The organism is Actinopolymorpha alba DSM 45243, from assembly GCF_000373925.1.
Taxonomy (GTDB): Bacteria; Actinomycetota; Actinomycetes; order Propionibacteriales; family Actinopolymorphaceae; genus Actinopolymorpha; species Actinopolymorpha alba.
Genome location: NZ_KB892708.1, coordinates 189,091 through 211,793, shown reverse-complemented (window position 1 = coordinate 211,793; position 22,703 = coordinate 189,091). Strand labels below are relative to the sequence as shown.

25 protein-coding genes are annotated in these 22,703 nt (G+C 67.7%); 12 read left to right on the top strand and 13 right to left on the bottom strand.

The features are described 5' to 3' along the window. The first annotated feature begins 13 nt into the window (after positions 1–13). Positions 14–1,105: a ribonucleotide-diphosphate reductase subunit beta gene (locus B141_RS0103495; protein WP_020573785.1), complete on the top strand. Its 1,092-nt coding sequence runs from the start codon at positions 14–16 to the stop codon at positions 1,103–1,105. 120 nt (positions 1,106–1,225) lie between these two features. Here the strand turns inward: B141_RS0103495 and B141_RS0103490 are convergent, their stop codons facing one another. Next, positions 1,226–2,221: a zinc-binding alcohol dehydrogenase family protein gene (locus tag B141_RS0103490; protein ID WP_026256869.1), complete on the bottom strand. Its 996-nt coding sequence runs from the start codon at positions 2,219–2,221 to the stop codon at positions 1,226–1,228. Between the two features lie 55 nt (positions 2,222–2,276). On the opposite strand from B141_RS0103490, the gene B141_RS0103485 reads away from it, so the two are divergent. The 4 genes from B141_RS0103485 (at position 2,277) to B141_RS0103470 (ending at position 5,769) form a co-directional block, all read left to right on the top strand. Further along, the gene (locus B141_RS0103485) at positions 2,277–3,026 is read left to right on the top strand and encodes an arginase family protein (RefSeq protein WP_020573783.1); all 750 of its coding nucleotides are present in this window, start codon (positions 2,277–2,279) and stop codon (positions 3,024–3,026) included. A 12-nt stretch (positions 3,027–3,038) separates the two neighbouring features. Next, positions 3,039–3,761 (top strand): (2Fe-2S)-binding protein, encoded by a 723-nt coding sequence (locus B141_RS0103480; protein ID WP_020573782.1) that lies wholly within the window; start codon positions 3,039–3,041, stop codon positions 3,759–3,761. A 171-nt stretch (positions 3,762–3,932) separates the two neighbouring features. Continuing rightward, on the top strand, positions 3,933–4,838 hold the full coding sequence (locus tag B141_RS0103475; RefSeq protein ID WP_020573781.1) for a phosphotransferase enzyme family protein: 906 nt from the start codon (positions 3,933–3,935) through the stop codon (positions 4,836–4,838). Positions 4,839–4,944: 106 nt separating this feature from the next. Then, complete coding sequence (locus B141_RS0103470) at positions 4,945–5,769, top strand: hypothetical protein (protein ID WP_020573780.1); 825 nt, start codon at positions 4,945–4,947, stop codon at positions 5,767–5,769. Between the two features lie 56 nt (positions 5,770–5,825). On the opposite strand, the gene B141_RS0103465 is transcribed toward B141_RS0103470, so the two are convergent. Both B141_RS0103465 and B141_RS38690 read right to left on the bottom strand, forming a co-directional pair. Beyond that, positions 5,826–6,632, bottom strand: a complete 807-nt coding sequence (locus B141_RS0103465) for a TrmH family RNA methyltransferase (protein ID WP_020573779.1) — start codon at positions 6,630–6,632, stop codon at positions 5,826–5,828. Beyond that, positions 6,598–7,515 carry an AraC family transcriptional regulator gene (locus B141_RS38690; RefSeq protein ID WP_020573778.1) on the bottom strand — a complete coding sequence of 306 codons (918 nt, stop codon included), beginning with the start codon at positions 7,513–7,515 and terminating at the stop codon, positions 6,598–6,600. Before B141_RS38690 ends, B141_RS0103465 begins: the two co-directional genes overlap by 35 nt. A 110-nt stretch (positions 7,516–7,625) precedes the next feature. Here B141_RS38690 and B141_RS0103455 point away from each other — a divergent pair, with 110 nt between their 5' ends. Continuing rightward, positions 7,626–8,036, top strand: a complete 411-nt coding sequence (locus B141_RS0103455) for a DUF2000 domain-containing protein (RefSeq protein WP_020573777.1) — start codon at positions 7,626–7,628, stop codon at positions 8,034–8,036. A gap of 26 nt (positions 8,037–8,062) precedes the next feature. Beyond that, positions 8,063–8,629 carry a YbaK/EbsC family protein gene (locus tag B141_RS0103450; RefSeq protein WP_020573776.1) on the top strand — a complete coding sequence of 189 codons (567 nt, stop codon included), beginning with the start codon at positions 8,063–8,065 and terminating at the stop codon, positions 8,627–8,629. 36 nt (positions 8,630–8,665) lie between these two features. Here B141_RS0103450 and B141_RS0103445 read toward each other — a convergent pair whose 3' ends face one another. The 6 genes from B141_RS0103445 to B141_RS0103420 all read right to left on the bottom strand — a co-directional run bounded on the left by B141_RS0103445 (position 8,666) and on the right by B141_RS0103420 (position 13,567). Further along, the gene (locus B141_RS0103445) at positions 8,666–9,103 is read right to left on the bottom strand and encodes a cupin domain-containing protein (RefSeq protein WP_020573775.1); all 438 of its coding nucleotides are present in this window, start codon (positions 9,101–9,103) and stop codon (positions 8,666–8,668) included. Positions 9,104–9,107: 4 nt separating this feature from the next. After that, a complete protein-coding gene (locus B141_RS38685) occupies positions 9,108–10,139 on the bottom strand; it encodes a M48 family metallopeptidase (protein ID WP_020573774.1) in 1,032 nt (343 codons plus the stop codon). A gap of 141 nt (positions 10,140–10,280) precedes the next feature. Beyond that, the gene (locus B141_RS0103435) at positions 10,281–11,039 is read right to left on the bottom strand and encodes a sulfite exporter TauE/SafE family protein (protein WP_020573773.1); all 759 of its coding nucleotides are present in this window, start codon (positions 11,037–11,039) and stop codon (positions 10,281–10,283) included. Continuing rightward, a complete protein-coding gene (locus B141_RS38680; protein WP_157180773.1) occupies positions 11,036–12,214 on the bottom strand; it encodes an SPFH domain-containing protein in 1,179 nt (392 codons plus the stop codon). The genes B141_RS0103435 and B141_RS38680 overlap by 4 nt, the downstream gene beginning before the upstream one ends. Continuing rightward, positions 12,202–12,675 (bottom strand): NfeD family protein, encoded by a 474-nt coding sequence (locus B141_RS0103425; RefSeq protein WP_020573771.1) that lies wholly within the window; start codon positions 12,673–12,675, stop codon positions 12,202–12,204. Before B141_RS0103425 ends, B141_RS38680 begins: the two co-directional genes overlap by 13 nt. Positions 12,676–12,784: 109 nt before the next feature. After that, the gene (locus B141_RS0103420; protein ID WP_020573770.1) at positions 12,785–13,567 is read right to left on the bottom strand and encodes an ABC transporter ATP-binding protein; all 783 of its coding nucleotides are present in this window, start codon (positions 13,565–13,567) and stop codon (positions 12,785–12,787) included. Between the two features lie 100 nt (positions 13,568–13,667). Here B141_RS0103420 and B141_RS0103415 point away from each other — a divergent pair, with 100 nt between their 5' ends. Continuing rightward, entirely contained in the window at positions 13,668–14,396 is a 729-nt protein-coding gene (locus B141_RS0103415) for a hypothetical protein (RefSeq protein ID WP_020573769.1), read from the top strand. A gap of 72 nt (positions 14,397–14,468) precedes the next feature. Here B141_RS0103415 and melA read toward each other — a convergent pair whose 3' ends face one another. After that, the gene (gene melA, locus B141_RS0103410; RefSeq protein ID WP_020573768.1) at positions 14,469–16,022 is read right to left on the bottom strand and encodes an alpha-glucosidase/alpha-galactosidase; all 1,554 of its coding nucleotides are present in this window, start codon (positions 16,020–16,022) and stop codon (positions 14,469–14,471) included. Positions 16,023–16,137: 115 nt separating this feature from the next. Between melA and B141_RS48970 the strand changes: the two genes are divergently transcribed. After that, entirely contained in the window at positions 16,138–16,368 is a 231-nt protein-coding gene (locus B141_RS48970) for a hypothetical protein (protein ID WP_157180772.1), read from the top strand. After that, the gene (locus tag B141_RS0103400) at positions 16,365–16,931 is read left to right on the top strand and encodes a hypothetical protein (protein WP_020573766.1); all 567 of its coding nucleotides are present in this window, start codon (positions 16,365–16,367) and stop codon (positions 16,929–16,931) included. The genes B141_RS48970 and B141_RS0103400 overlap by 4 nt, the downstream gene beginning before the upstream one ends. Positions 16,932–17,538: 607 nt before the next feature. Here B141_RS0103400 and B141_RS51200 read toward each other — a convergent pair. The 3 genes from B141_RS51200 to B141_RS0103385 form a co-directional block, all read right to left on the bottom strand. Next, on the bottom strand, positions 17,539–18,183 hold the full coding sequence (locus B141_RS51200; protein WP_020573765.1) for an HNH endonuclease: 645 nt from the start codon (positions 18,181–18,183) through the stop codon (positions 17,539–17,541). Between the two features lie 90 nt (positions 18,184–18,273). Continuing rightward, positions 18,274–19,242 (bottom strand): DUF222 domain-containing protein, encoded by a 969-nt coding sequence (locus B141_RS51195; protein WP_020573764.1) that lies wholly within the window; start codon positions 19,240–19,242, stop codon positions 18,274–18,276. 477 nt (positions 19,243–19,719) lie between these two features. Then, the gene (locus B141_RS0103385; RefSeq protein WP_020573762.1) at positions 19,720–20,463 is read right to left on the bottom strand and encodes a DUF427 domain-containing protein; all 744 of its coding nucleotides are present in this window, start codon (positions 20,461–20,463) and stop codon (positions 19,720–19,722) included. Positions 20,464–20,574: 111 nt separating this feature from the next. Here B141_RS0103385 and B141_RS0103380 point away from each other — a divergent pair, with 111 nt between their 5' ends. Next, complete coding sequence (locus tag B141_RS0103380; RefSeq protein ID WP_020573761.1) at positions 20,575–21,327, top strand: SDR family oxidoreductase; 753 nt, start codon at positions 20,575–20,577, stop codon at positions 21,325–21,327. A 34-nt stretch (positions 21,328–21,361) separates the two neighbouring features. After that, positions 21,362–22,567 (top strand): phosphoserine phosphatase SerB, encoded by a 1,206-nt coding sequence (gene serB, locus B141_RS0103375; protein ID WP_020573760.1) that lies wholly within the window; start codon positions 21,362–21,364, stop codon positions 22,565–22,567. Positions 22,568–22,703: the final 136 nt, after the last annotated feature.

Genomic DNA, 22,703 nt, shown 5'->3' with positions numbered 1-22,703 from the left:
AGAAGACGAAACGATGAACGACACCACGGGCCTTGGCGAGATCGACCGCAACGCCGCCCGCGTCAACGTCGACGACAAGGCCATGATCAACGCCCGCGCCGATGTCAACCAACTCTTGCCCCTGAAGTACCACTGGGCATGGGAGAAGTACCTCGCCGGCTGCAACAACCACTGGATGCCGACCGAAGTGTCCATGCAGGCCGACATCGCGTTGTGGAAGGCGCCGAACGGCCTCACCGAGGACGAACGCCGGATGCTCAAGCGCAACCTCGGCTTCTTCGCCACCTCAGAATCCCTGGTCGCCAACAACATCGTGCTTGCGGTGTACCGCCACCTCACCAATCCCGAATGCCGGCAGTACCTCCTGCGGCAGTCGTTCGAGGAGGCCGTGCACACGCACACCTTCGAGTACATCTGCGAAAGCCTCGGCCTCGACGAGGGCGAGCTGTTCAACATGTACCGCGAGATTCCCTCGATCACCGACAAGGCGGCCTGGGCGCTCGACTACACGCAGAACCTCGAGGATCCGGGGTTCCGTACCGGCACACCCGAGAAGGACCAGGCGTTCCTGCGCGACCTGGTGGCGTTCTACGTCGTCTTTGAGGGCATGTGGTTCTACACAGGCTTCGCGCAGATCCTTTCGCTCGGCCGGCGCAACAAGATGGTCGGGATCGCCGAGCAGTACCAGTACATCCTCCGAGACGAGTCGATCCACCTGAACTTCGGGATCGACGCGATCAACCAGATCAAGATCGAGAACCCGCACCTGTGGACCGAGGAATTCCAGGCGGAGATCCGGCGGATGCTGGTGGAGGCGTGCGAGCTCGAGGTCGCCTACGGCCGCGACACCATGCCGCACGCGATGCTCGGGCTCAACGCGGGGCTGTGCGAGCAGTACATGCGGTTCATCACCAACCGGCGCTGTGTCCAGATCGGGTTGACGCCGGTTTTCGGGGTCCGGGGTCGCCCCGGAGAAGGCACTGTCCCCCAGACGGAGAACCCCTTCCCCTGGATGTCGGAAATGATGGACCTGAAGAAGGAGAAGAACTTCTTCGAGACCCGGGTGATCGAATACCAGAACGGCGGCGCGCTGTCCTGGGACTGATCGCCTGACTCCGCACCGACCTAGCTGACAGGCCCATTTCTGGGTCGGGGGCACCCGTGGCCAATAGAGCCGTACAAGGGTGCCCCCGACCCAGAACACCCGCAAGGGCTGAGGAGGCGATCAGTGCACGAGGACGGCGACGCCGTTCACCCGGTCGGCGGCGAGATCGTCCAGCGCCTGGTCGGCCTGGTCGAAGGGGTAGGGCGTCACCGCGATGCGCAGTTTGTACGCCGCCGCGGCCGCGAGGAACTCCCGGCCGTCCTCGCGCGTATTGGCGGTCACGCTGCGGAGGTTGCGTTCCTGGAAGAGCTGGCGATCGTAGGCCAACGGCGGTATGTCGGTCAGGTAGATCCCGGCGACGCTCAACGTGCCGCCCCGGTCGAGGGCGCTGAGCGCGACCGGCACCAGGTCCCCCACTGGGGCGAAGAGAATCGCCGAGTCGAGGGGTTCGGGAGGCGCGTCGTAGGCGCCGGCCGCCGAGGCGGCACCGAGTTCGCGGGCGAGTGCCTGCGCCTCCGGCGATCGGGTGAGCACGTGCACGACCGCGCCCTGGCCGATCGCGACCTGCGCCGTCAGGTGCGCCGAGCCGCCAAAGCCGTACACGCCGAGCCGGCCACCGGGCGGGAGGTCGGCCCGGCGGAGTGCGCGGTAGCCGATGATGCCGGCGCACAGCAGGGGCGCGAGTTCCTCGTCGGAGTACTCCGCGAAATCCTTCTCGGGCAGCGGATATGCGTAGGCGGCCGGCACCGTGGTGTACTCCGCGTACCCCCCGTCGGCGTCCCATCCCGTGTAGAGCGAATGGGGGCAGAGGTTCTCCCGCCCGCGGGTGCAGTACTTACACACTCCGCAGGTACGCCGCAGCCACGGCACGCCGACCCGCGTACCCACCGGGTAGTCAGGGATGGCAGCACCAGCGGCTACGACATCTCCCACCACCTCGTGCCCGGGCACGACCGGGGATTTGTGCGGCGGAAGGTCGCCGTCGCGCACGTGCAGATCGGTGCGACACACACCGCAGGCGCGCACCCGGACGAGGAGTTCGTCGGGCCCTGGCGCAGGCGTCGGCAGCTCGACCCGCTCGAGCCGGCCTGGCGTGCGTACCACCCATGCCCGCATGCCCTCAGTCTCGCACCCGCGCACGGGACTGACCGAGCCGTGGTGGAATCGGAGCATGACCGTGCTCGCTGTGCCATACCACCTCGATGATCATCACCCTGACCTGGAGTTTCCGGTCGAACCCGAGCGCACCACGGCAGCACGTCCTGGCCGGGGTACGCCGTGGGAACGGATGGCTGAGCTGTACGAAACGGTCGCCCGAGAGGTAGCCGCGGAGGTTCAGCAGGACCGTACGCCGCTGGTGATGTCCGGCGACTGCACGACCTCCCTCGGCGTCGTCGCCGGCATCCAGCGGGCAGGTATCCGGCCCGGCATCGTGTGGTTCGACGCGCACGGAGACCTCCAGACGCCGCAGTCCACCACTTCGGGCTATCTCGGCGGCATGCCGCTGCGGATGCTCCTCGGCGAGGGCAACCCGACGGTCGCCAAGACGATCGACCTGCAGCCGGTACCCGAGAGCGAGGTCGTGCTCGTCGACGCCCGCGACCTCGACCCGCCCGAGGTCGACTACCTCGCCGGATCCGCGATCCGCACCTGTGGGATCGCCGACGTGGCCGGGGATCTGCTGCCGTCGGGGGCGCTGTATCTGCACCTCGACCTCGATGTCGTCGATCCGACCTCGCTGCCGGGCCTGCTGTTTCCGTCACCCGGAGGGCCGGCGCTGCGCGAGGTCGCGGACGCGGTACGCGCCGTCCTGAGCACCGGACGGGTCGCGGCCCTCGGCCTGGCCTGCACCTGGCAGCCTGGGCGGGCGCCCGTCGAAAGCGTGCGACCGATGGTCGAGCAGTTCCTCGCCGCGCTCTGAAGACTGTCACCCATGCCAGCAGACGCCGACGTTCGCTCCCTCCTCGCCCAGTTGCCACCGCTCGGCGAGTACTTCACCGTCGTTCTCGGCGACCCGCCTGATCGGTGCGTCCCGTCGCTGGCGGAGATCTACGCGGGAGCCCCGGCGCTTCGCGACGACATCGAGCTGACCGCCGCCCGGCTGGGTACGCCGGAGCACCGCGTCGCCGGATCCATCCTCTTCCAGGGACTGGCCGCGCGGCTCTGGTCAGCCGCGCTCGCGCCGGCGCTGCTCTACGGGCAGATCCTCACCCTCGATCCGGCGACCACCTGGTGGAGTCCGCGGCACGGAGGCGGGCGCCTCCACACGGCCGACCCCCGCTGCACGGCGGGCGGCGATACCGTCGAAGGGCTCTGCCGTACGGTCATCGACCAGCACCTCACACCGTTGGTCGCCGCGGTACGCCAGCAGGTCCGGTTGCCCGAGCCCCTGCTCTGGGGCAACGCGTCCTCCGCCCTGATGGGTTCGCTCGGCATCCTCGCCAGCGCCCGACCTGGCAGCGAGCCCACCAGCTGGTTCGGCATTGCCGAGGCCCTTCTGACGGAGCCGCACCTCACCAGCACCGGCATGCTTCGGCCGGCGCACCCCGGTACGCCCCCAGCCTTTGTCCGCACCAGCTGCTGCCTCTACTACCGCGTTCCCGGCGGTGGCCTCTGCGGCGACTGCGTACTCCATCGCGACCGCCGTTCCGACTAGGAGGTCGCGCACGTGAGGACGTCGCGCGCCGCGTGCGAAATGATCACGTATACGTGGTCATTGCCTGCCTGACACGGTGTCGATGCCATGTGAAGCAGGTACGCGCCACGTATACGTGGTCATTCAAGGCGTGGGACGATCGAAACCTTCGGACAGGTAGCCGCCGAACAGATGGGCGAATTCTCGATGCTGCCCGCTGACGTGAGTGACCGATGGGCCCTCACAGTCGAGGCTGACCTGGGTGGACGGGCCAACCTGCAGTGGCTGGTTTCCGCCCAAGGCGCGCCCCTCGTTCTACGTCGATACCCCGCCGAACCACTGGGCGACGTGGCGTACGAGTTGAGCGTTCTGCGGTGTCTGGACGCATTGGGGTGGCCAGTCCCTGTCCCGGTGGACGATCCGCTCGAAGCCGACGGGCATATCTGGTGCCTGTTCACCAGGTTGCCGGGCGCGCCGCCGACGGTGACGGACCTCGAAGCGGAGCAACGTGCGCGGGGGCGTCTTCTCGCGAAGCTGCATGCCGACACGGCAACGCTGGTGGACCTGGGCCAACGGTGCGGGTGGCGGCGTGCCGAAGCCGTGGTGACCGACGCCGAGCTGGACAGCCAGCTTGGTGAGTTTCAGCGGCTGTTTCCTCGCCAGGCCCGCGTCCTCCAATGGCATGCTCATCGTGCCCGTGAATGCTTCGAAGAACTCGACCTCGAGGACCGCCAGCTCATCGTGCTGCACGGCGATTTCGTCGCACGGAACCTGCTCTACCAGGACGGGAAACTGACGGGAATCGTCGACTTCGAAGGTACCCACCTCAACCATCGCGCCTCGGAGTTCGCGCTGGCGTGGCAGGGGAAGTACGACGACGTGATCCGAGGGTATGAAGAGGTTCGGCCACTCGATGAGCTCGATGGGGCCCTCCTGGCTCCCACGCTGTGGTCGTGGATCCTGCTGGGCGTTGCGAACGACATCCGGCGTATGACCTCGGGCATCATCGCGCCGCATGGCTTTGACTGGCAGGTGGGCAGGCTGCTGCGCAGATCGCCGCTGATGGGCAGGGAGGCCGCGCCCTATCCAGGTGAATGACGCCCTAGGACTCACGACCGAGTGGCCGTCGGTCCGCGGACCGATGTGTGGGGCGCCCGGAGGCACCTAGCCTCATGGCGCGTCACCCATCCACCGGGAGGTCTTCGTGACGGTCTGGATCTGCGCCACCTGCGCTGTTGAGTACGCCGACACGGCCGAACCGCCGTCGAGCTGCCCGATCTGCTCGGACGAACGCCAGTACGTCCCGGCCAGCGGCCAGCGGTGGACCACCCTCCCGGAGCTCTCGGCGGCCGGCCATCGCACCCAGCTGAGCGAGGTCGAGCCGGGACTGTACGGCATCACGGTCGAGCCCCAGGTCGGCATCGGCCAGCGGGCCCTGCTCGTCCAGACGCCAGGCGGCAACCTGCTCTGGGACCCGGTCGGCTTCGTCGACCGCGCTGCCGTCGACCGCATCAACGGCCTCGGTGGTCTCGCCGGGATCGCGGCCAGCCACCCGCACATGTTCGGCGTCCAGGTCGAGTGGAGCCGGGCGTTCGGCGGCGTACCCGTCTACGTCGCCGAGGCGGACAAGGAATGGCTCGGCCGCACTGACGAGGCGGTGCGGTTCTGGTCAGGCACCCACGAACCGCTGCCGGGTCTCACGTTCGTCCAGGCGGGCGGGCATTTCCGGGGCAGTGCCGTGGCGCACTGGCCGGCGGGCGCTGAGGGCCGCGGTGTGCTCCTCAGCGGCGACACCATCGCGCCAGCGGTGGACCGGCGCTGGGTGACCTTCATGCGTAGCTACCCCAACTCCATCCCGCTCTCCCAGGGTGCTGTCGAGCAGATCGTCGGCAGGCTCGAGCCGTACGCCTATGACCGGCTGTACGGCAACTTCGCCGGTGTGGTGGAGATCGACGCCAAGGCCGCCGTACGGCGTTCGGCCGATCGCTACATCGGGTGGATCCGCGGCGACTTCGACGCCGACACGTGACCAATGTCAACCTTTGATTGACACATCCGATCCGTCAACCTTCGTTGGCACGTGGCTCACCGGAGTTCCCGCGTCAGGACGTAGCACGCGACCGCCGCCGCGGCGGCGACGTTCAGCGAGTCGACGGCCGGGCTGATCGGGATCCGGGCGCGGATGTCGGCCTCGCCCTGCCACCGTGCCGACAGGCCGTCGCCTTCGGTGCCGAGCACGAGGGCGAGCCGCCCGGATCCGCGCGCACACTCCTCGAGGGGTACGGCGTCATCGGCAGGTGTGAGCGCCACCGTCTGGAAACCGGCCGCACGGAGCTCGCCCAGACCGTCGTACCAGTTGGTCATCCGCGCGTACGGCACCGTGAACACCGCGCCCATCGACACCTTGACCGACCGGCGGTAGAGCGGGTCAGCGCAGCGGGGCGCGAGCACGACCGCATCGATACCGAACGCCGCCGCGCTGCGGAAGATCGCTCCGACGTTCGTGTGGTCGACGATGTCCTCGAGGACGAGCAGCCGCCGCGCACCCGCCACGACCTTCTCGACTGGCGGGAGAGGCAGGCGGGCCATCGACGCGAGGGCCCCGCGATGGACCTGGAACCCCGTCACCCGCTCCACCTGGTCGGGCGGGAGGACGAAGCAAGGCACGTCGGGCGGCAGGATGTCGCGGACGCTCTCGAGCCAGCGTTCGGTCATCAGGACCGAACGGACCGGATAACCCGCCTCGACCGCCCTCCGGATGACCTTCTCACCCTCGGCGATGAAGAGCCCGCCGGCCACCTCCAGGCTCCTGCGCAGGGCCACGTCCCGCAGATTGGTGTAGTCACGGAGCCGTGGATCATCCAGACTCTCGACCCTGACGTACGCCATCACGCGACCAGTCTCCCCGATCGCTGCCGCCCGGCGTTCCTCGGTAGGTGGCTGGTGTGATGCCGTACGTACGGCTGAACCAGCGGGTGAAGTGCGCCTGGTCTGCAAAGCCGGCAAGGCTCGCCGCCTCGGCGAGGGAGTATCCGTCCGCGATCAGCCGGCGCGCCTGCCGGAGGCGGAGCTGCCGGTGGTAGTCGCTCGGCGCCAGGCCATAGGTCGCACGGAACGCCCGATAGAGCACATACCGGCTGCATCCGGCGGCCGCGGCGAGTTCGGCCGCGCCGATCTGCTCCGTCGGGCGTTCGAGCAGTAGCGAGCAGGCCCGCTCTGCGATCCGCGCGGTTGTCGACCGCCCCGCACGGGACGAGCCGGCCGGACCCGGGGCCAACCCGCCACCCCGGCTCGCACAGCGGTGCACCATCGCGAGCACCGCCCGCACCAGCCGCTCGTCGGCGGCCAGCCGGTCCCCTCGTACCAACGCCTGGCAGAGCCCACGGAGCGCTTCGGCGAGTCCAGGGTCATGGACGACGGGCTCGGCGAACAGTGGCAGCCCCGCCACCCGTCCAGCCACTTCGCGGAGGACCTCCCGCACCACCTCCTCAGAGATGTGCAGCATGCGGTAGTGGTAGCCCGCCCCGTCCACCGCCCTTCCGTCGTGCGGATCCTCGGGGTTGAAGGCCATCACCATGCCGGCGGCACTGACCTGCCGGCCACCACGGCAGCGGAACTGCTGAGCACCTTCCTCGGTCACACCGAACGAGTAGGTCTCATGGGCGTGCAGGGGGTAGACGTGCTGGTGGAAGTGCGCGTACATCGCCTCGACGGACCGGTCGGGCGACCGCCAGTATCTGGCCCATTCGGCCGGCTCGTCGGGTTGCCGTGGCACTCCTCCATTGTGGCGAGCCACACCAAGCGTTCGATCCGTGGAGGGCAGGATCCGGTGTCCGCGCACCAGCGTTCAAGACTGGACGGTCAGCCGAACAGCAGGATCGGTCCATGCGTTTCGATACCAAGATCGCGGTGGCCATCCGTTCGGACCTCGCTGACTGGCAGAAGCTCAACGTCACGGCGTTTCTCGCCAGCGGGATCGCGCACTCGTCGGCGACGATCATGGGGGTGCCGTACGCCGATGGCTCAGGCAACGGCTACCTGCCGATGTTCCGCGAGCCGGTCCTGGTGTTCGCCGCGGACGCCGCACAGCTCACCGCGCTCCATGCCCGTGCGCTGACCCGGGGGCTGGCCATGGCGGTCTATACGGACGAGTTGTTCGTCACCGACAACGACGATGACAATCGCGCCGCGGTCGCCGGCGTCCCGTCGGAGAAGCTCAGCCTTGCCGGCGTCGCCGTCTACAGCCCGCGCAACGCGGTCGACCGGACCACGAAGGGTCTGCGCCTGCACGGATGAGCCGACCGGACCGACACAATGGCGGAGTGAACGACGAGGCTCCCACCATCGGCATCCTGAAGACCCAACCCGCGACCGACCGCCCCGACCTGCTGGCCGCTCCTGTCGCCGCCGCGCTCCGTGACTGGACTGCGCCCTCGGTTGACGCCCGGGAGGCTCGCGTCGCCGAGATCGACGCGGAGTTGGCCGACACCGCGGCGTTCTGCGCGGCGTACGACGTCCCCCTGGAGCTGTCCGCCAACTGCGTTATCATCGCCGGCCGCCGCGGTGGCGAGACCACCTACGCCGCGTGCATGGTGCTCGCGACCACCCGAGCCGACGTCAACGGCGTGGTGCGCCGGCACCTCGGCGTGCGGAAGGCGTCGTTCGCACCAATGGACACCGCGGTCGAGTTGACCGGGATGGAGTACGGCGGGATCACGCCGATCGGGCTTCCGGACGGCTGGCCCATCCTCGTCGACTCCCGGGTCGCCGAGGCCGAGGCGGTCGTGGTCGGGAGCGGCGTACGGCGGTCGAAGTTGACCGTGCCCGGCCGGATGCTCCTCGCGCTCCCCCACGCCGAGGCGCTACCCGGACTCGGCCAACCCGCCTAGCGCCTCCGATCATCCGGGCCGTCGGGCCGCGCGGACTCAGAGCATCCTGAAGTCGGCGAAGTCGAACGCCGGCGCCACCACGCAGCTCACCAGGACCGCCTCGGCACCCGCGGGTTCGGCCGCCTGCCAGACGCCGCCGGGTACGACAACCTGCGGCCGCTGCCCCGACTCGATGTCCGGACCCAAGAGGATCTCCTCGCCGGGCTCGGCCGGGGCGTCGCCCTCGCCACCGAACCGCAGACGGAGCGGGCCGCCGCGGTGCCACAGCCACAACTCGCCCGAGCGGACCACGTGCCAGCGCGACTCCTCACCCGGGTGCAGGGCGAAATAGATCGCACTCGCCGCTGCCCTGGGGCCGGGATACCCATCGGGGACGAACGACACCGGAGCCTTCCAGGTCTGGCGGAACCACCCGCCCTCCGGATGGGCCTCCAGATCGAGGAACTCCGCCAGAGCTGGGCGTTCGTCCCCCACTGCGTTAGCTCCTGGACGAGCCGGAGCGGTTGTTGCCGAACCAGCCCGTCACCTTGTCGCGTACGCCGTCCACGGTGCCCCCGAGATCGCTGAGGACCTTGGCGAGCGGGTCCTGCGACCGGGCGAAGGTCTCCTTGTAGGAATCGGCGGCCCGCTTGGCCTCCTCGCTCATCGAGGCGCCGGCGTCGTCCTCCCGGCGTGGGTAGGTGCCGGTGAGGATCTGCGAGTAGTCGCCGTTGTCGACCCAGTGCCGCAGCTCCGCGGCCCGGACCGCGAGGAACGGGTGGCTGCGCGCCTCCAGCAACAGCAGTTTGAGGACGCTGTCGCGGAGGTCGCCGGCGGCGTCGTACTCCGCCGCCTGCGCGAGGAACGACGTCGCGTCAACGTCCTCCAGGTGTCCTCCGGACGCGAGCTTCATGTGGGTGCGCAGCGCGGCGCCGGGGTCCTGGCAGGCCAGCAGCCCAGCCCGGTCGCCTGACAACTCAGCCTTGCGGGACCACTCCATCAACGCCGCGATGATCGCCCGCAGCCCGAGGGCGCCGAGCGGCATCCACGCGATGGCGCCGCTCAACCTGATCAGGAACACCAGCACCGATTGGTACAACGCGTGCCCGCTCTGGGCGTGCCCCAGCTCATGTCCCAGAACGAACCTCAGCTCCTCCTCGTCGAGGAGGTCGATCAGGCCGCTGTTGACGACGATGAACGGCTTGTCGAGGCCGATGCACATCGCGTTGGGCATCGGGCCGGTCATGATGTAAAGCTCCGGCAACTCCCGGACGTCGAGCGTGGCCGCGGCCTCGGCGAAGACCCGGTGCACCTTCGGGAACTGCCGGTCACCCGCGCGCACGGCGGACCCGAGGAAGACCAGGCGCAACGCGCGTTCGTTGATCAGGCCGGACAGCTTGCGGAGGACGATGTCGAACCCCTTGAGCTGCCGAACCGCGACCAGAGCTCCACGGTCCGCCGGATGCTCCCAGGCCCGTGAGCTGATCCCGGTGAGCGTGAGGCGGGAACGCGCCGGTCGATCTTCGGTCATGACATCTCCCCCATTCGCTGGGCTGCTCGCTCCGAGTGAACGCTATCGGGTCAACGCCCCTGGGGCGACTGGAGTTCGTCGCCGGACCGCCCACTTCGCGCGAATTTCGCCTCCCGAGGAGCCGACGTCACGTCGGCTCGCTCACCTGCGAAGCAGCATGACGATCGCAACGACACCCACCACGACGATCACGCCCCGCAGAACGGTGGGCGGGAGCTTACGACCAACGTGGGCACCGAGCAGGCCGCCCGCGATCGAACCGATCGCGATGAGCCCCGCACTCGCCCACGCGATGTGCGCGATGAGAACGAAGATCACCGCGGCCACCAGGTTGGCGAGACCGGCGAGGACGTTCTTGGCGGCGTTCACCCGCTGGAGGGTCTCGTCGAGGCTGATCCCGAGGATGGCGATCAGCAGGACACCCTGGGCGGCGCCGAAATAGCCGCCGTAGACGCCGGTCAGATAGACCAGCACCAGGGTGGACCACCCGCCGTTGTCGTGAGCCGGTTGGGTACGGCGTTCGGCCACCCACCGCGAGATCCGTGGCTGGAGCACGACAAGCACGCATCCGAGAGCGACCAGCACCGGAACGATCATGTTGAACGCGCTCGCCGGCAACCGCAGCAGAAGCATGGCGCCCGTCAGCGCCCCCAGGACCGCCGCGATACCGAGGCGGACCAACCGCCGGCCCTGTCCGGCGAGCTCTCGCCGGTAGCCCCAGGCGGCCGCACCCGATCCTGGAAAGAGCCCGACCGTATTGGAGACGTTCGCGGTGATTGGTGGCAAACCGAACGCCACAAGGGTCGGGAACGTGATCAGGGTTCCCGACCCAACGACGGCATTGATCGTGCCCGCGGCCACCCCCGCGAGGAAGGTGGCGAGAATCTCCCAAATGCTCACTCGGGACTGGTGTCCTCCGCGCCCTGTTGGGTTCCGGCCGACTTGGTGGGTACGCCCTTACCGAGCGCTCGTCCGCCGTCCGTCGACCCGCGGGAGGTGCCAAGGCCGCCCTTCGCCGCATCTTCGGCCGCCGCGATCGCGGTGGCCACCTCATCCTCCGCGGACTGCAGCGCCTCGCCGGTCTGCTCCTCCGCTTCGGCGATGGCCTTGACCTGACTGCGCGCCGCACGGGCACGACCGTCCTCGCTTGGCGGTGTGGTCAGCGGGACCTGCTCACCGAACTTGCCCACCATCGAGCCGATGCCCTCGAGCGCCTTGCCGATCTCACTCGGCACGATCCAGAGCTTGTTGGAGTCACCCTGTGCGATCTGGGGCAGCATCTGGAGGTATTGGTACGACAGCAGCGCCTGGTCGGGTTGGCCGTCGTGGATGGCGTTGAACACGGTTTCGATCGCCTGCGCCTCACCTTGGGCGCGCAGGATCTGGGCCTCCCGCTGTGCCTGCGCCCGCAGGATCTGCGACTGCCGCTCACCCTCGGCCGAGAGAATCGCCGCCTGCTTCTCACCTTCGGCGGTCAGGATCGCCGACTGCCGCACGCCTTCGGCCGTAAGCACCGCCGCGCGCTTGTCGCGGTCGGCGCGCATCTGCTTCTCCATCGAGTCCTGGATGGACGGCGGCGGGTCGATCCCCTTCAGCTCAACGCGGTTGACCTTGACGCCCCACTTGCCCGTCGCCTCGTCGAGGATCGTGCCCAGCGCGGTGTTGATCTCCTCGCGGCTGGTCAGGGCGCGCTCGAGGTCCATGCCACCGACGATGTTGCGCAAGGTGGTCTGGGTGAGCTGCTCGATCGCCTGGATGTAGTTGGCGATCTCATAGGTGGCGCGCACCGGGTCGGTCACCTGGAAGTAGATAACCGTGTCGATGGCGACGACGAGGTTGTCCTCCGTGATGACGTTCTGCGGAGGGAACGACACCACCTGCTCGCGGAGGTCGATCGTGTAACGGACGTTGTCGATGAAGGGGACGATGACCGACAGGCCCGGGCCAAGTGAGCGCGCATAGCGTCCGAGACGCTCGACGATGCCGGCCCGCGCCTGCGGGATGATCTTGACCGAGCGCGCCAGGATGATGATGGCGAGCAGGGCCAAGACTGCGACGGTAACTAGGAAAGCCACGGCTTCTCCGATTCATGGACATACGCGGTGACGCCCTCGATGGTGAGAACGTCGACGGTCTTGCCCGCCTCGATGGTCAGCTGGTCATCGTAAGGACGAGCGGTCCAGACCTCGCCCCCGATCTTGACCCTGCCACCATTCGCGTGCACCGGCTCGACCACCACTCCTGTCTTACCTACCAGCGCGGCGATGCCGGTACGCACACCGGGTCCCTGCTTCAGATGGCGTATGGCCACCGGTCGTACGACACCGAGCATGCTCAGCGCGAAAACCACGGCGACCAGGATCGAGATCACCGGTCCCGCGCCAAGGATCGCGGCACCCGCGCCCGCGACGGCGCCCGCCGCGAGCATCAGGAAGATCAGGTCGAGGGTGAGCAGCTCGATCGCAGCGAGCAGCCCGGCCACGACGATCCACGCGACCCACAGATTGTCGCCCAACCAGTTGAGCAGGTTGCTCATAGTCAGAATCTACGCGATCACGAGGTCGATCCGGGATGCCCGGAGGGCACAGAACCGCACGATTTTCCGCCTTACGCCATTCCGGCTTACATCATCCCGCCATTCGGCCTTACGCCGCGCGGGCGGTGTAACGCGTGCCCGAGCGCACAAGCTTCAGGGACATCCCGAATGTTTCGGACAACGCGGCCGAGCTGAGAACGTCGTTGATCGGTCCCGCCGACACGATCGCGCCCGCCCGCAGAAGAATGACGTGCGTGAAGCTCGGCGGGATCTCCTCGACGTGGTGCGTCACCAGGGCCGTCGCCGGGGCTGTCGGGTCAGCCGCGATCTGGTGGAGGGTGCGGACCAGGCTCTCGCGGCCCGCGAGGTCGAGCCCGGCAGCGGGCTCGTCGAGCAGGAGCAGCTCAGGATCGGCCATCAGGGCTCGGGCGATCTGAACCCGTTTGCGTTCTCCTTCGGAGAGAGTCCCGAAGGTGCGGTCGGCGTACTCCCCGACACCGAGCCAGGCCAGCAGGAGGCGGGCCCGATCATGGTCAAGATCGTCGTAACGCTCGCGCCAGCGACCGAGGACGGCGTACGACGCCGAGACGACCACGTCGTGAACGCGTTCGTGCCGGGGGATCCGGTCGGCCACCGCGGCGCTGGTCAGGCCGATGCGCGGGCGCAACTCGAAGACGTCGACCGACCCGAGCGTCTCGCCGAGGAGCGTCGCGGTCCCACTGGTCGGGTGCATGCGTGCCGAAGCGATCTGCAGGAGGGTCGTCTTGCCGGCGCCGTTCGGTCCGAGCACTACCCAGCGGTCGCTCGGGTCGACCGACCAGGTAACGCGATCCAGCAGCTTGGTGCCATTGCGGGTGATCGTGACGTCAGTGAGCTCGAGAACGGGGCCCATGGACGCACAACTTACGGCACGACGTACCAGGGCGTTCGATCGGTCGGAGCCGGCCGCCGCGCGGCGTACCTCACCATCAGACAGCCCTAGGCTGGTGAGCATGTACACGCTGCCTCGCGCCGCGCGCTTCGCCTCATGGACGAACGCCTGGCTGGCCGGCACCACCAGCCTCGACGACGCTGGCGAGGCGATCCGGGCCGACGACACCGCCCATCACCTCATCGACCTACCCGGACAAAGCGAGCCGCTGCCGCTGGTGCTCGGTCTTGGTGCGTTGCGCAACCTCGGCACCCGGGCCGTGGCGTTGGCTCTGCCCGCGCCGGGCGACCCGCTCGGTCTTGCCGGGCCCCGCGAGTTCACCGAGTTGGCGGTCGACACGGGTGAGGCGGTGGTGTGCGAGGGTTCCGCGCTCGGCCTGGTGCCACACGTCGCCGGTGCGGGAGTGCAGTGGCAGGTCTATCGTGCGAACCCGCCGGTTCCGGTGGCGTTCGCCGAAACGGCACTGGAACTCGCACACACCCTGCAAGAGGTGATTGACGCACTCGCCGGACTCGACGTGGCGCGTTGGCGGCCAGGCGTGGCCGAGGCGCTGATCGATCTCCGCGCGGTGGGCGGAGGGGCCAGCGACGGACTACCCCCGGGCTACTCGGCCCGGGCGGAGGAACTCGCCGCCCGGGCTCGACGCTGCCTTCTCGTCTGCGACCTCGCGCTCACCGACGACGGTGGCGCGACCACGCTGTTCGAGGCGGAGTCGCGGCGCCGGGCGCTTCGCCACCTCGAGTCGGCGTCCCGCCGCGCGCTCGTCGCGGCGTGCGCGCCGCCACGCTGAGGGCGCTTCCGCGCTGCCACAGCGTGGCGGCTCCTGAGGCGGGCGCCCGCGCCGCCTCCACGCGCGGAACGCCTATCCCGCCTTAGTCATGCCGGCCTTGTCAGCGGCGGCCGCGTTCGATCGGGCCGCCGCACGGTCGGCCGCCATCTCCTCCACGGACTTGGTGTGCAACCGGGCCGCTCCTTCTGTTTCGACGGTCCTGACCCGCGTGCCGTTCTTCACCGCGTCCGCCAACCGCTTCCCCGCCGCCGGAATCTCCTCGGCGTACTGCGGTAGCCAGCGCGCCTGCTCGACCAGCATCTCGTCGGTCATCTGCCACACCTCTTCGGGGTTGCAGACCGCACCCACCAGCGGGTCGTGCAGCATCGCCTGCTTGAGCAGGGTCACGTCGGCGTGAACGGCCGCCTCCTTGCCCATCTCCTGCACTCGGATGCTGGCCGCGCAGGTGGCGGCGCAGGCCAGCGGGAGATCGCCCACGACCGGAATGTTGATGCCGTTGCGGTCGACGTACCCCGGAACCTCCACCACACTCCCCTGCGGGACGTTGGTGATGATGCCGTGGTTGACGACGTTGAAGTGTCCGCGATAGACCCGGCCGGTCTCGAGCGCCTCGATGATGTACGACCCGTGTTCCTCGCTGCGGCTGTCAGCGTTGATGGATTTCGGATCTTCCTTGAGCCAGTTGGGGAAATCGGTCTCGAACCAGTTCCGGCCCTCGGTGCACACCCGCAGGTAACCACCGGTCTCACCGTTGATCCAGCTCGACAGGTCGATCCACTGCGGGATCTCCTCTGCCCGCTTGCGATACCACGGAAGGTACTCGGACAGGTGGCCGTTCGACTCGGTGCTGTAGTAGCCGAACCGCCGGAGTACGTCGATTCGTACCTTCTCGGTCTGCGGATACGTCGGATGCCCTTCGAACAACTCGAGCATGCGCGGAATCATGTCCATCCCGCGCCACTGAACCTTGACGTACCACGTCTGGTGGTTGATTCCGGCGGCGACAATGTCGACGTCGCGGCGGTGGAGTTTCTCGTCCGGGCCGATGAGTCCTTCGCGGCGCGCCCAGTGCTCGATGCACTGGGTGATCTGCCAGTGTCCTCCCTGGACGCCGTGGCAGAGTCCGACGGTGTTGACACCGCCATACTCGTTGCAGGCCCAGGTGTTCATCGCCATCGGATTGGAATAGTTGAGGAACAGCACATCCGGCTTGGCGACCTCGCGGATGTCTTTGCAGAAGTCCAGCAGGGCGGGGATGGTCCGCTGGGCGTACATCACGCCGCCGGCGCACAGGGTGTCACCCACGCACTGGTCGACGCCGTACTTCAGGGGGATGTCGATGTCCGTACGAAAGGCGTCAAGGCCACCTTGCCTGATGACGGAGAACACGTAGTCGGCGTCAGCGAGGGCTGCCCGCCGGTCGAGCGTGGGTTCGATGGTGGCCGATAGCTGGTTGGCCTCGATGTCGCGGCGACACAGTTGGGTCACCATGCCGAGGTTGCGTTCGTTGATGTCGTAGAAGGCGAACGTCGTGTCCGTGAGTTCGGGCACTGCGAGGATGTCGCGCACGAGCCGTCTGGTGAACCCCAGCGACCCGGCTCCGAGCATGGCGATCTTCACTGTCATGACAACCAGCGTCGGCAGTCCTCAGATGAGCAGACAAGGCGAGTTATCTCACTTGTCCAGTTACGGTCAGGCCCGCCGCACCGGGCTTGGCCGGCACAAATGGCAGGCTCACGGTGTGTCACCACCGCCCGCACCAACCCGGCCCGAGCAGTCTTCCCGAGGTGTTCTTGTCCGCTACGCCACCGCGGCGACGTTGGCCCGGATCGCTGACGGTAGCGCCGCGACCGCCCTCATTCTTCTTGCCCTCGAACGCACCGACAGCGCCGCGATCGGCGGGCTCCTCGCCGCGGCGACCACCTTGCCGCACCTTGTCGCCGCACTCTTGTCGCGCTCGTCGCGGGCGTGACCTCGGCGGGCACGGCCGTCGCCCTCGTGGGGGCAAGGGCGGTGCTGGCGGCCGAGGTCTTCGGCGTGCTCCCCGTCGCCCGCCTCGCGGCCGCGCCCTCGGCGATCCGGTCCCCTGACGACTCGACGCCCGGTGCCTCGACACTTGCCACCACGGTATCGTTCGTCGGAACGGCGGGCATGCTCCCCCTGGCCGTCGCATTGTTTGCCGAGGAGCTTGGCCAGCGGGCAAACGCCGGTGGCGCGCTTTGTCGGCGTTCACACTCGGTGCGCTCGCGGGTTCCGCCGTGCTCTCGGTCCGCCCCGCCCCGCGCCGAGCATGCCGTGAGAATCGTTTCCCTCAGCGTGCTCGCCACTGGTCTCCTGCTTGGTGTGGCCGCGATCAGCCCGACGTACCCGTTCGCGCTGGTGCTGTTCGCGGCGATCGGCTCGGCGGCGGCTGGTGCGATGGCGTCGCCGCTTGGAGGCGCGGGCCTTCTGTTGGTCGCCGCGGCGGTGCAACTGTTGGCGCTCGGCATCGGCTTCCTCATCGTTCGAGGTCGACCCCTGCCTGCGCGCGGCTGATCGCTGCTCGTCTCTCGCTTGGACATCACAGTACGTGCATCGAGACAGGCTCAAAAGCCCTTCCTCTCAAGGGCTTTCGAGCCTGCCGATTTGATGTGCTTGTACGTTTCCCGCACAGGTCGGCGGCGGATCAGGATCATCGGGTTCCACAGGGTCGGTGAGGCGTGGTGGGGTGATCTCGTATTGCCGGCCGTGTGGGTCGGTGTACCGGAAATGGGCCGGGCTGGCCTGCTCGACCTCCATGGTTAACCTTCTTCGTCAGGGTGACTTGCCGGGGCGGCCGCCCGGAGTTCCTGATGATGAGGTCCACCAGACCGCTAGTGTTCTGCACTCGGCCTCGCTCCGCCTGCTCCGTCGCGCCCGCACGGTCAACGGCACGATGGACCTTGGTGAGCCAACTCGCCGAGATGGAACAGGTCTCCGCACCCCCGGCGGCGCTGATCGCTGAGCTGCCCTGCTGCGGCCCGGGCCGCTCGGTGTGAGCCGGGCTGGTCGGCCGGGCCGGCTCGACCTGAGCTCCATACGCATGCTGGCAGGCTCGATATCCCTTCTCTGTAAGGGCTCTCGAGCCTGCCGGTTTGTTTGCTTGTCCCGCTTCCCGCGTTGGCTAAAAGGGTGGAGGATCGGGATCGTCTGGTTCTACAGGGTCGGTGAGGCGTGGCGGCGTCACCTGGTACTGCCGGCCGTGCGGGTCGGTGTAGGTGAGGTGTCCTGGGCTGGTCTGTTCGACCTTCCAGTCGCCCTCGGTCTTCACGCGGTCGTGGCGTCGGCATAGTGGTGCCACGTTGTTGACTGAGGTTTCGCCACCCTCGGAGTAGGGCTTGGTGTGGTCGAGGTCGCAGGAGATCGCTGGGCGTCGGCAGAGCATCCAGGTGCAGCGCTGGTTGAGCGACTGCACAAACTCTGCCGGGAGTCCGCGTAGGAAGCGTTTCGACAGTGGGTGCAAACTCAACAACTGCCCGGTCACCGGGTGGGTGACTCCGATGGCGAACATCGCATCCGGATTATCGAGATGGTTGGCGATCAACCGCCGCGCTACTTCGGTGAGCACGGGCCCGAACCCGCCAAGCTCCGCGGGCCGCTCCGCCAGCTCGAACAGTGTCGTGATCGGCACGTTCAGCTGGAGCTTCGCCTTGATCGCAGCTCTCCAGGACCGGAACGCGGCCGGGATCTCCTGCTCGGCAAGGTCATCATCGGACGGGATTTCCTCACGGGCGCTGTTGTTGCGGGGCTGCGGCCTGGTCCGGTCCAACGGGTGGGTGTAGGTGGCGGGTTTGCAGTCCTCACACGGGCAGCCCTCGACGTGAAGATCGTGGTCCCGCCCGGTGTGCCTGCACCCATCCTACTCGGTGGCGGAGTCGTCCTGCGCACCCTCAGCTTCGGAAGGGCTGTCAGCGTTGTTGTGCTCGTCGAGCAGGTCGTCAAAGGATCCTTGACGGGGGTCGGCGTCGTCGCCGTTCTCCCCGGCACCGTTCTCACCGGTGCAATCCTCGTCCTCTTTGGCAGCTTCTGGAGCGCCGTCGCAGATGATGACGTCGGCCTCGCCGGACAGCAGGGAGACGGCGATGTCGGCGCGCAGTTGTGGGAGGGTGCGTTCGTCCCCGCGTGCCTTCTCGGTGCGGGCGATGGCGTCGATCAAGGCCCAGGCTTGGGCTGCCTGATCATGGGGAATGCCGTGCAGGCGCACCGTGGAGACGTTGTCCACGTCGGGATAGACGGCCACACCGCGGTCCTCGCGGGCCTTCTTGTGCCGTTCTTTCGCTGCTTCGGGGTTGACCTTCAAGATTTCGGCCTCGATGTGCAGCCGTAGCAGCCCGCCCCGCAGTTTCAACACCTCGGGGAAGATCGCCACATCCACCGCCGCACGATCGACTGGAGGCAGGAGGGTGAGCCGGTCGACGATCGTCCGAACCTCAGAGAACTCGAGTTCCCCGCGTTCCAACGCCTGCCGGGTATTCGGCAGGTCAGACAACGCCAACGCGATGAGCATGAACTGATCACTGCGGTAGTTGGTCCACCCCAACAACGGCGACAACAACTCAGCCGCCCGCGGCTCCGGCACAGACGAGCGTTCCGCCTCACCATCCTTGAAACACGGCGGGCAGTGCGCCAACACAGCAGTCACAACAAGACTCAAAGACTCGCCCCAACAGGCGACCTTCCGCGCGGCCTGAAGCAACACCCCAAGCTCGAACCCGTTACACGCCGACCGGTCGACAGCAGCGAACGCGGCCACCAACTCCGGACCGGGAAGCATCTCAGCAAACCCAGGCGGAAGCGGTGAGATCCGCACACCATCGCCATCGCCCATACGTTCGATTTTACCCCGCCAAGATCACCAGCGCAACCAGCGGAGACCTGAAACTGTCTTATCTACAAGGCGATCCTGACCGTTTGGCTCTCCCGGTCGGATCGGGTCGACGGAGACCCTGTGTAAGTGGTCGCCGGGCCCAGATCGCTGCCGGGCAGCGGCCAGTTCGTCAGCAGCGAGAAGCTCGCGGAGATCAAGCAACTGAAGCTGGGAACGCTGAGTTCGACTGATCGGCTTGAACTCAGCGTGCTCACCCCGTGCTCAGCGACTATCCGCACGCTGCGTTCACCTAACTCAGCAGGATAAAAGGCGGACGTGTCATGAGAGTCGTCCGCCAGCGAATGAACCCCCGGACACCCCGAGACAGCTCAATTCACGGCACGGGCCACGTTGCGTTCGGGTAGGGGGACCCTCAGCCAATAGAGTCGTACGAGGGGGGCCCCGACCCACACCCGAACAAGCACACACCGCCCGCACTCAGCGGCTGGGCCGTTCCTCTCGTACTCCGTCGACGTAGATGTCGACCTTCTCGTTGTAGAACGAGATCAGCCCGGTGATCTTCTGGCTCTCCGCAAACGGTGTGGGGTACGACCAGGCCAGGTCGTCGTGGATCTCGTCACCAACCCGCACCGACCAGTACTCCGCCTGCCCCTTGTAGGGACAACGAGTCTCTGTCGTCGTAGGCGTCAGCAGATCCATGCGTACGTGCGACTTCGGCAGGTAGTAACGCACCGGCGCGCCCGTCTCGAAGAGCAGCGTCGGGCTCGAAGAATCCGCGACCGTCACGCCGTCGACCTCCACCCGGACGTGGCGGGAGCTGGCGAGGATATCGACGCGGGTGTAGGGATTCCGTGCATGGACGAAGACTTCCTCGTCCTCCTCGAACCACGCGTCCATCGCGGCCCAATCGAACCGCACGAGATCACGCAACTCCTCGACGGCGGGGCTCTCGTATCGCAACGCCGCGCCGGCCGCTTCCTTTCCGCCGGCTTTCACGGTGTAGGTATGACCGTCACCCCGGCTCGGGGAGTGAACGACGTTCCCGTCTGGCTCAATCAGATCCATTCGGACGTCCTGCACCGGAAGGTAGTACGTCGGATAGTACGGCGATTCCCAGACAAGCACCGGATGGGTGCTGTCCGCCACGGCAACGCCACCGAGGTACGTGCGTATCCGCTTGGCGCCCGGCTCGATTCTGATCCGTCCTCGATTCGTGACCATGAAAGGTCAACACCCAAGATGGCGTCCGCATTTCACCGGCCGTGCACCGATCCCACGCCAGAATGTGGGAACGAGACCAGCACACGCGCGGAGAGGACCACTCGTATCACCATGACTGACAAGGTTGCGCTCGTTACCGGCGCTGGTTCGGGAATCGGCCGGGCTGTGTCGATTGCCCTCGCCCGTGAAGGCTTCGTGGTGGTTCTGGCCGGACGCCGTGAGCAACCGCTCCACGCGGTGGCCGACGAGATCCGCGACCTTCGTCAAGACTGCCTTGCCGTGCCAACCGACGTCGCCGACCCGGCATCGGTGGAGGCTCTGTTCACGGGCGTCGGCACGGCGTACGGCCGGCTCGATCTACTGGTCAACAACGCCGGCCGAAACGCGCCACCGGTCCCACTCGAGGACCTTGCTCTGGAGGACTGGAACGCCGTCATCGGCGCCAACCTCACCGGCGCGTTCCTGTGCACACGACAGGCGTTCCGCCTGATGAAGGAACAGCGGCCACAGGGAGGACGCATCATCAACAACGGGTCACTTTCGTCCCACACGCCACGTCCACACTCCGCGCCGTACACCGCCAGCAAGCACGCGATCACCGGACTCACGAAAGCCACCGCTCTGGACGGCCGGCCATACGGCATCGCCTGTGGCCAGATCGACATTGGCAACGCCGCCACGCCCATGACTGAACGGATGGATCGGGGCGTGGCCCAGGCGGATGGCTCGGTACGCCCGGAGCCCACGATCGACGTCGAGCACGTCGCCCGTGCTGTCACCTACATGGCCAGCCTCCCGCTCGATGCCAACGTGCCGTTCATGACGGTGATGGCGACCCAGATGCCGTTCATCGGACGCGGCTGAGATCGCGTGGATGAGCCCCACTAACGTTGCGGGCGTGTCCGCAGGAGATCCAACCGTCACCACCCTTCTCGTCACGCTGACCGGCCGCGACCGGCCGGGGGTCACGTCCGCGGTCTTCGACGCGCTCGCGCCGTTCTCGGTGGAGGTCCTGGACGTCGAACAGGTGGTCCTGCGTGGCAGGCTCGTTCTGGGCGTGCTGGTGACGGCACCTCGCGACGAGATCCGTCTCCGAAAGACCGTCGAGAAGGTCGCGCGCAACCTCGGCATGGAGGTGGAGGTCGAGTCCGGTGCGGGCGACAACCTGCCGCGGCGGCTCGGGCGTAGCCACGTGACCGTCCTCGGGCATCCGTTGCCGGCGCGGGCCGTCTCCGCCATCGCCGGCCGGATCGCGGACACCGGCGGCAACATCGACCGGATCGTCCGGATCGCCCGCTATCCCGTCATCGCGATCGAGCTGGACGTCTCGGGGACCGACCCGGACATGCTCCGCAACGCCCTCGCAATCGAGGCCGCGGACCAGGAGGTCGACGTGGCAGTCCAGCCGGCGGGGCTCTACCGGCGGGCCAAGCGCCTGGTGGTTCTCGACGTCGACTCGACCCTCATCCAGGGTGAGGTGATCGAGATGCTCGCCGCCCACGCCGGCTACCTCGACGAGGTCACTCGGGTCACGGCCGCGGCGATGCGCGGCGAGCTGGACTTCGCGGAGTCCCTACGTCGGCGGGTGGCGCTGCTCGCCGGGGTGGACGCGGATGCGTTGGACGACGTACGCCGGAAGGTCCAGCTCACCCCGGGCGCCCGAACCCTCGTACGTACCCTCAAACGCCTTGGGTACCAACTCGGCGTCGTGAGCGGCGGCTTCTCCGAGGTGGTCGAGCCGATCGCCGCCGAACTCGGCATCGACTTCGTGGCGGCCAACACCCTCGAGGTCGCTGACGGCAGGCTGACCGGCCAGGTCGTCGGGCGAATCGTGGACCGTCCTGCCAAGGCGGAGGCGCTGCGGGAGTTCGCCAGCCGCGCCGGCGTACCCCTCTCCCAGACGGTCGCCATCGGTGACGGTGCCAACGACCTCGACATGCTCGCGGCCGCGGGGTTGGGGGTGGCGTTCAACGCCAAGCCGGTCGTCCGCGAGGCGGCCGACACGGCCCTCAGCGTGCCCTACCTCGACGCGATCCTGTACCTCCTCGGCATCACCCGGGAGGAGATCGAGGCCGCGGACGCCGAAGCTGACGCCGAAGTTTGACGCTGAAGCCGAGGCCGGCGAGCACGGCTAACCCATAGGTTCGCGAGCCAACACTGAGCTCCCAGGTCGCTCCCATCCGGCGGGGGTTGTCCCCACCTCGCACTCGGGAGTTGACCGCATTCTTCGCCAGCCGGCC

Bases quoted from the DNA above. Each gene is read 5' to 3' on its own strand.
- B141_RS0103495 (WP_020573785.1), top strand. From the start codon at position 14: ATGAACGACACCACGGGCCTTGGCGAGATCGACCGCAACGCCGCCCGC.
- B141_RS0103490 (WP_026256869.1), bottom strand. From the start codon at position 2,221: ATGCGGGCATGGGTGGTACGCACGCCAGGCCGGCTCGAGCGGGTCGAG.
- B141_RS0103485 (WP_020573783.1), top strand. From the start codon at position 2,277: ATGACCGTGCTCGCTGTGCCATACCACCTCGATGATCATCACCCTGAC.
- B141_RS0103480 (WP_020573782.1), top strand. From the start codon at position 3,039: ATGCCAGCAGACGCCGACGTTCGCTCCCTCCTCGCCCAGTTGCCACCG.
- B141_RS0103475 (WP_020573781.1), top strand. From the start codon at position 3,933: ATGGGCGAATTCTCGATGCTGCCCGCTGACGTGAGTGACCGATGGGCC.
- B141_RS0103455 (WP_020573777.1), top strand. From the start codon at position 7,626: ATGCGTTTCGATACCAAGATCGCGGTGGCCATCCGTTCGGACCTCGCT.
- B141_RS38685 (WP_020573774.1), bottom strand. From the start codon at position 10,139: ATGACCGAAGATCGACCGGCGCGTTCCCGCCTCACGCTCACCGGGATC.
- B141_RS0103425 (WP_020573771.1), bottom strand. From the start codon at position 12,675: ATGAGCAACCTGCTCAACTGGTTGGGCGACAATCTGTGGGTCGCGTGG.
- B141_RS0103420 (WP_020573770.1), bottom strand. From the start codon at position 13,567: ATGGGCCCCGTTCTCGAGCTCACTGACGTCACGATCACCCGCAATGGC.
- B141_RS0103415 (WP_020573769.1), top strand. From the start codon at position 13,668: ATGTACACGCTGCCTCGCGCCGCGCGCTTCGCCTCATGGACGAACGCC.
- melA (WP_020573768.1), bottom strand. From the start codon at position 16,022: ATGACAGTGAAGATCGCCATGCTCGGAGCCGGGTCGCTGGGGTTCACC.
- B141_RS51195 (WP_020573764.1), bottom strand. From the start codon at position 19,242: ATGGGCGATGGCGATGGTGTGCGGATCTCACCGCTTCCGCCTGGGTTT.
- B141_RS0103385 (WP_020573762.1), bottom strand. From the start codon at position 20,463: ATGGTCACGAATCGAGGACGGATCAGAATCGAGCCGGGCGCCAAGCGG.
- B141_RS0103380 (WP_020573761.1), top strand. From the start codon at position 20,575: ATGACTGACAAGGTTGCGCTCGTTACCGGCGCTGGTTCGGGAATCGGC.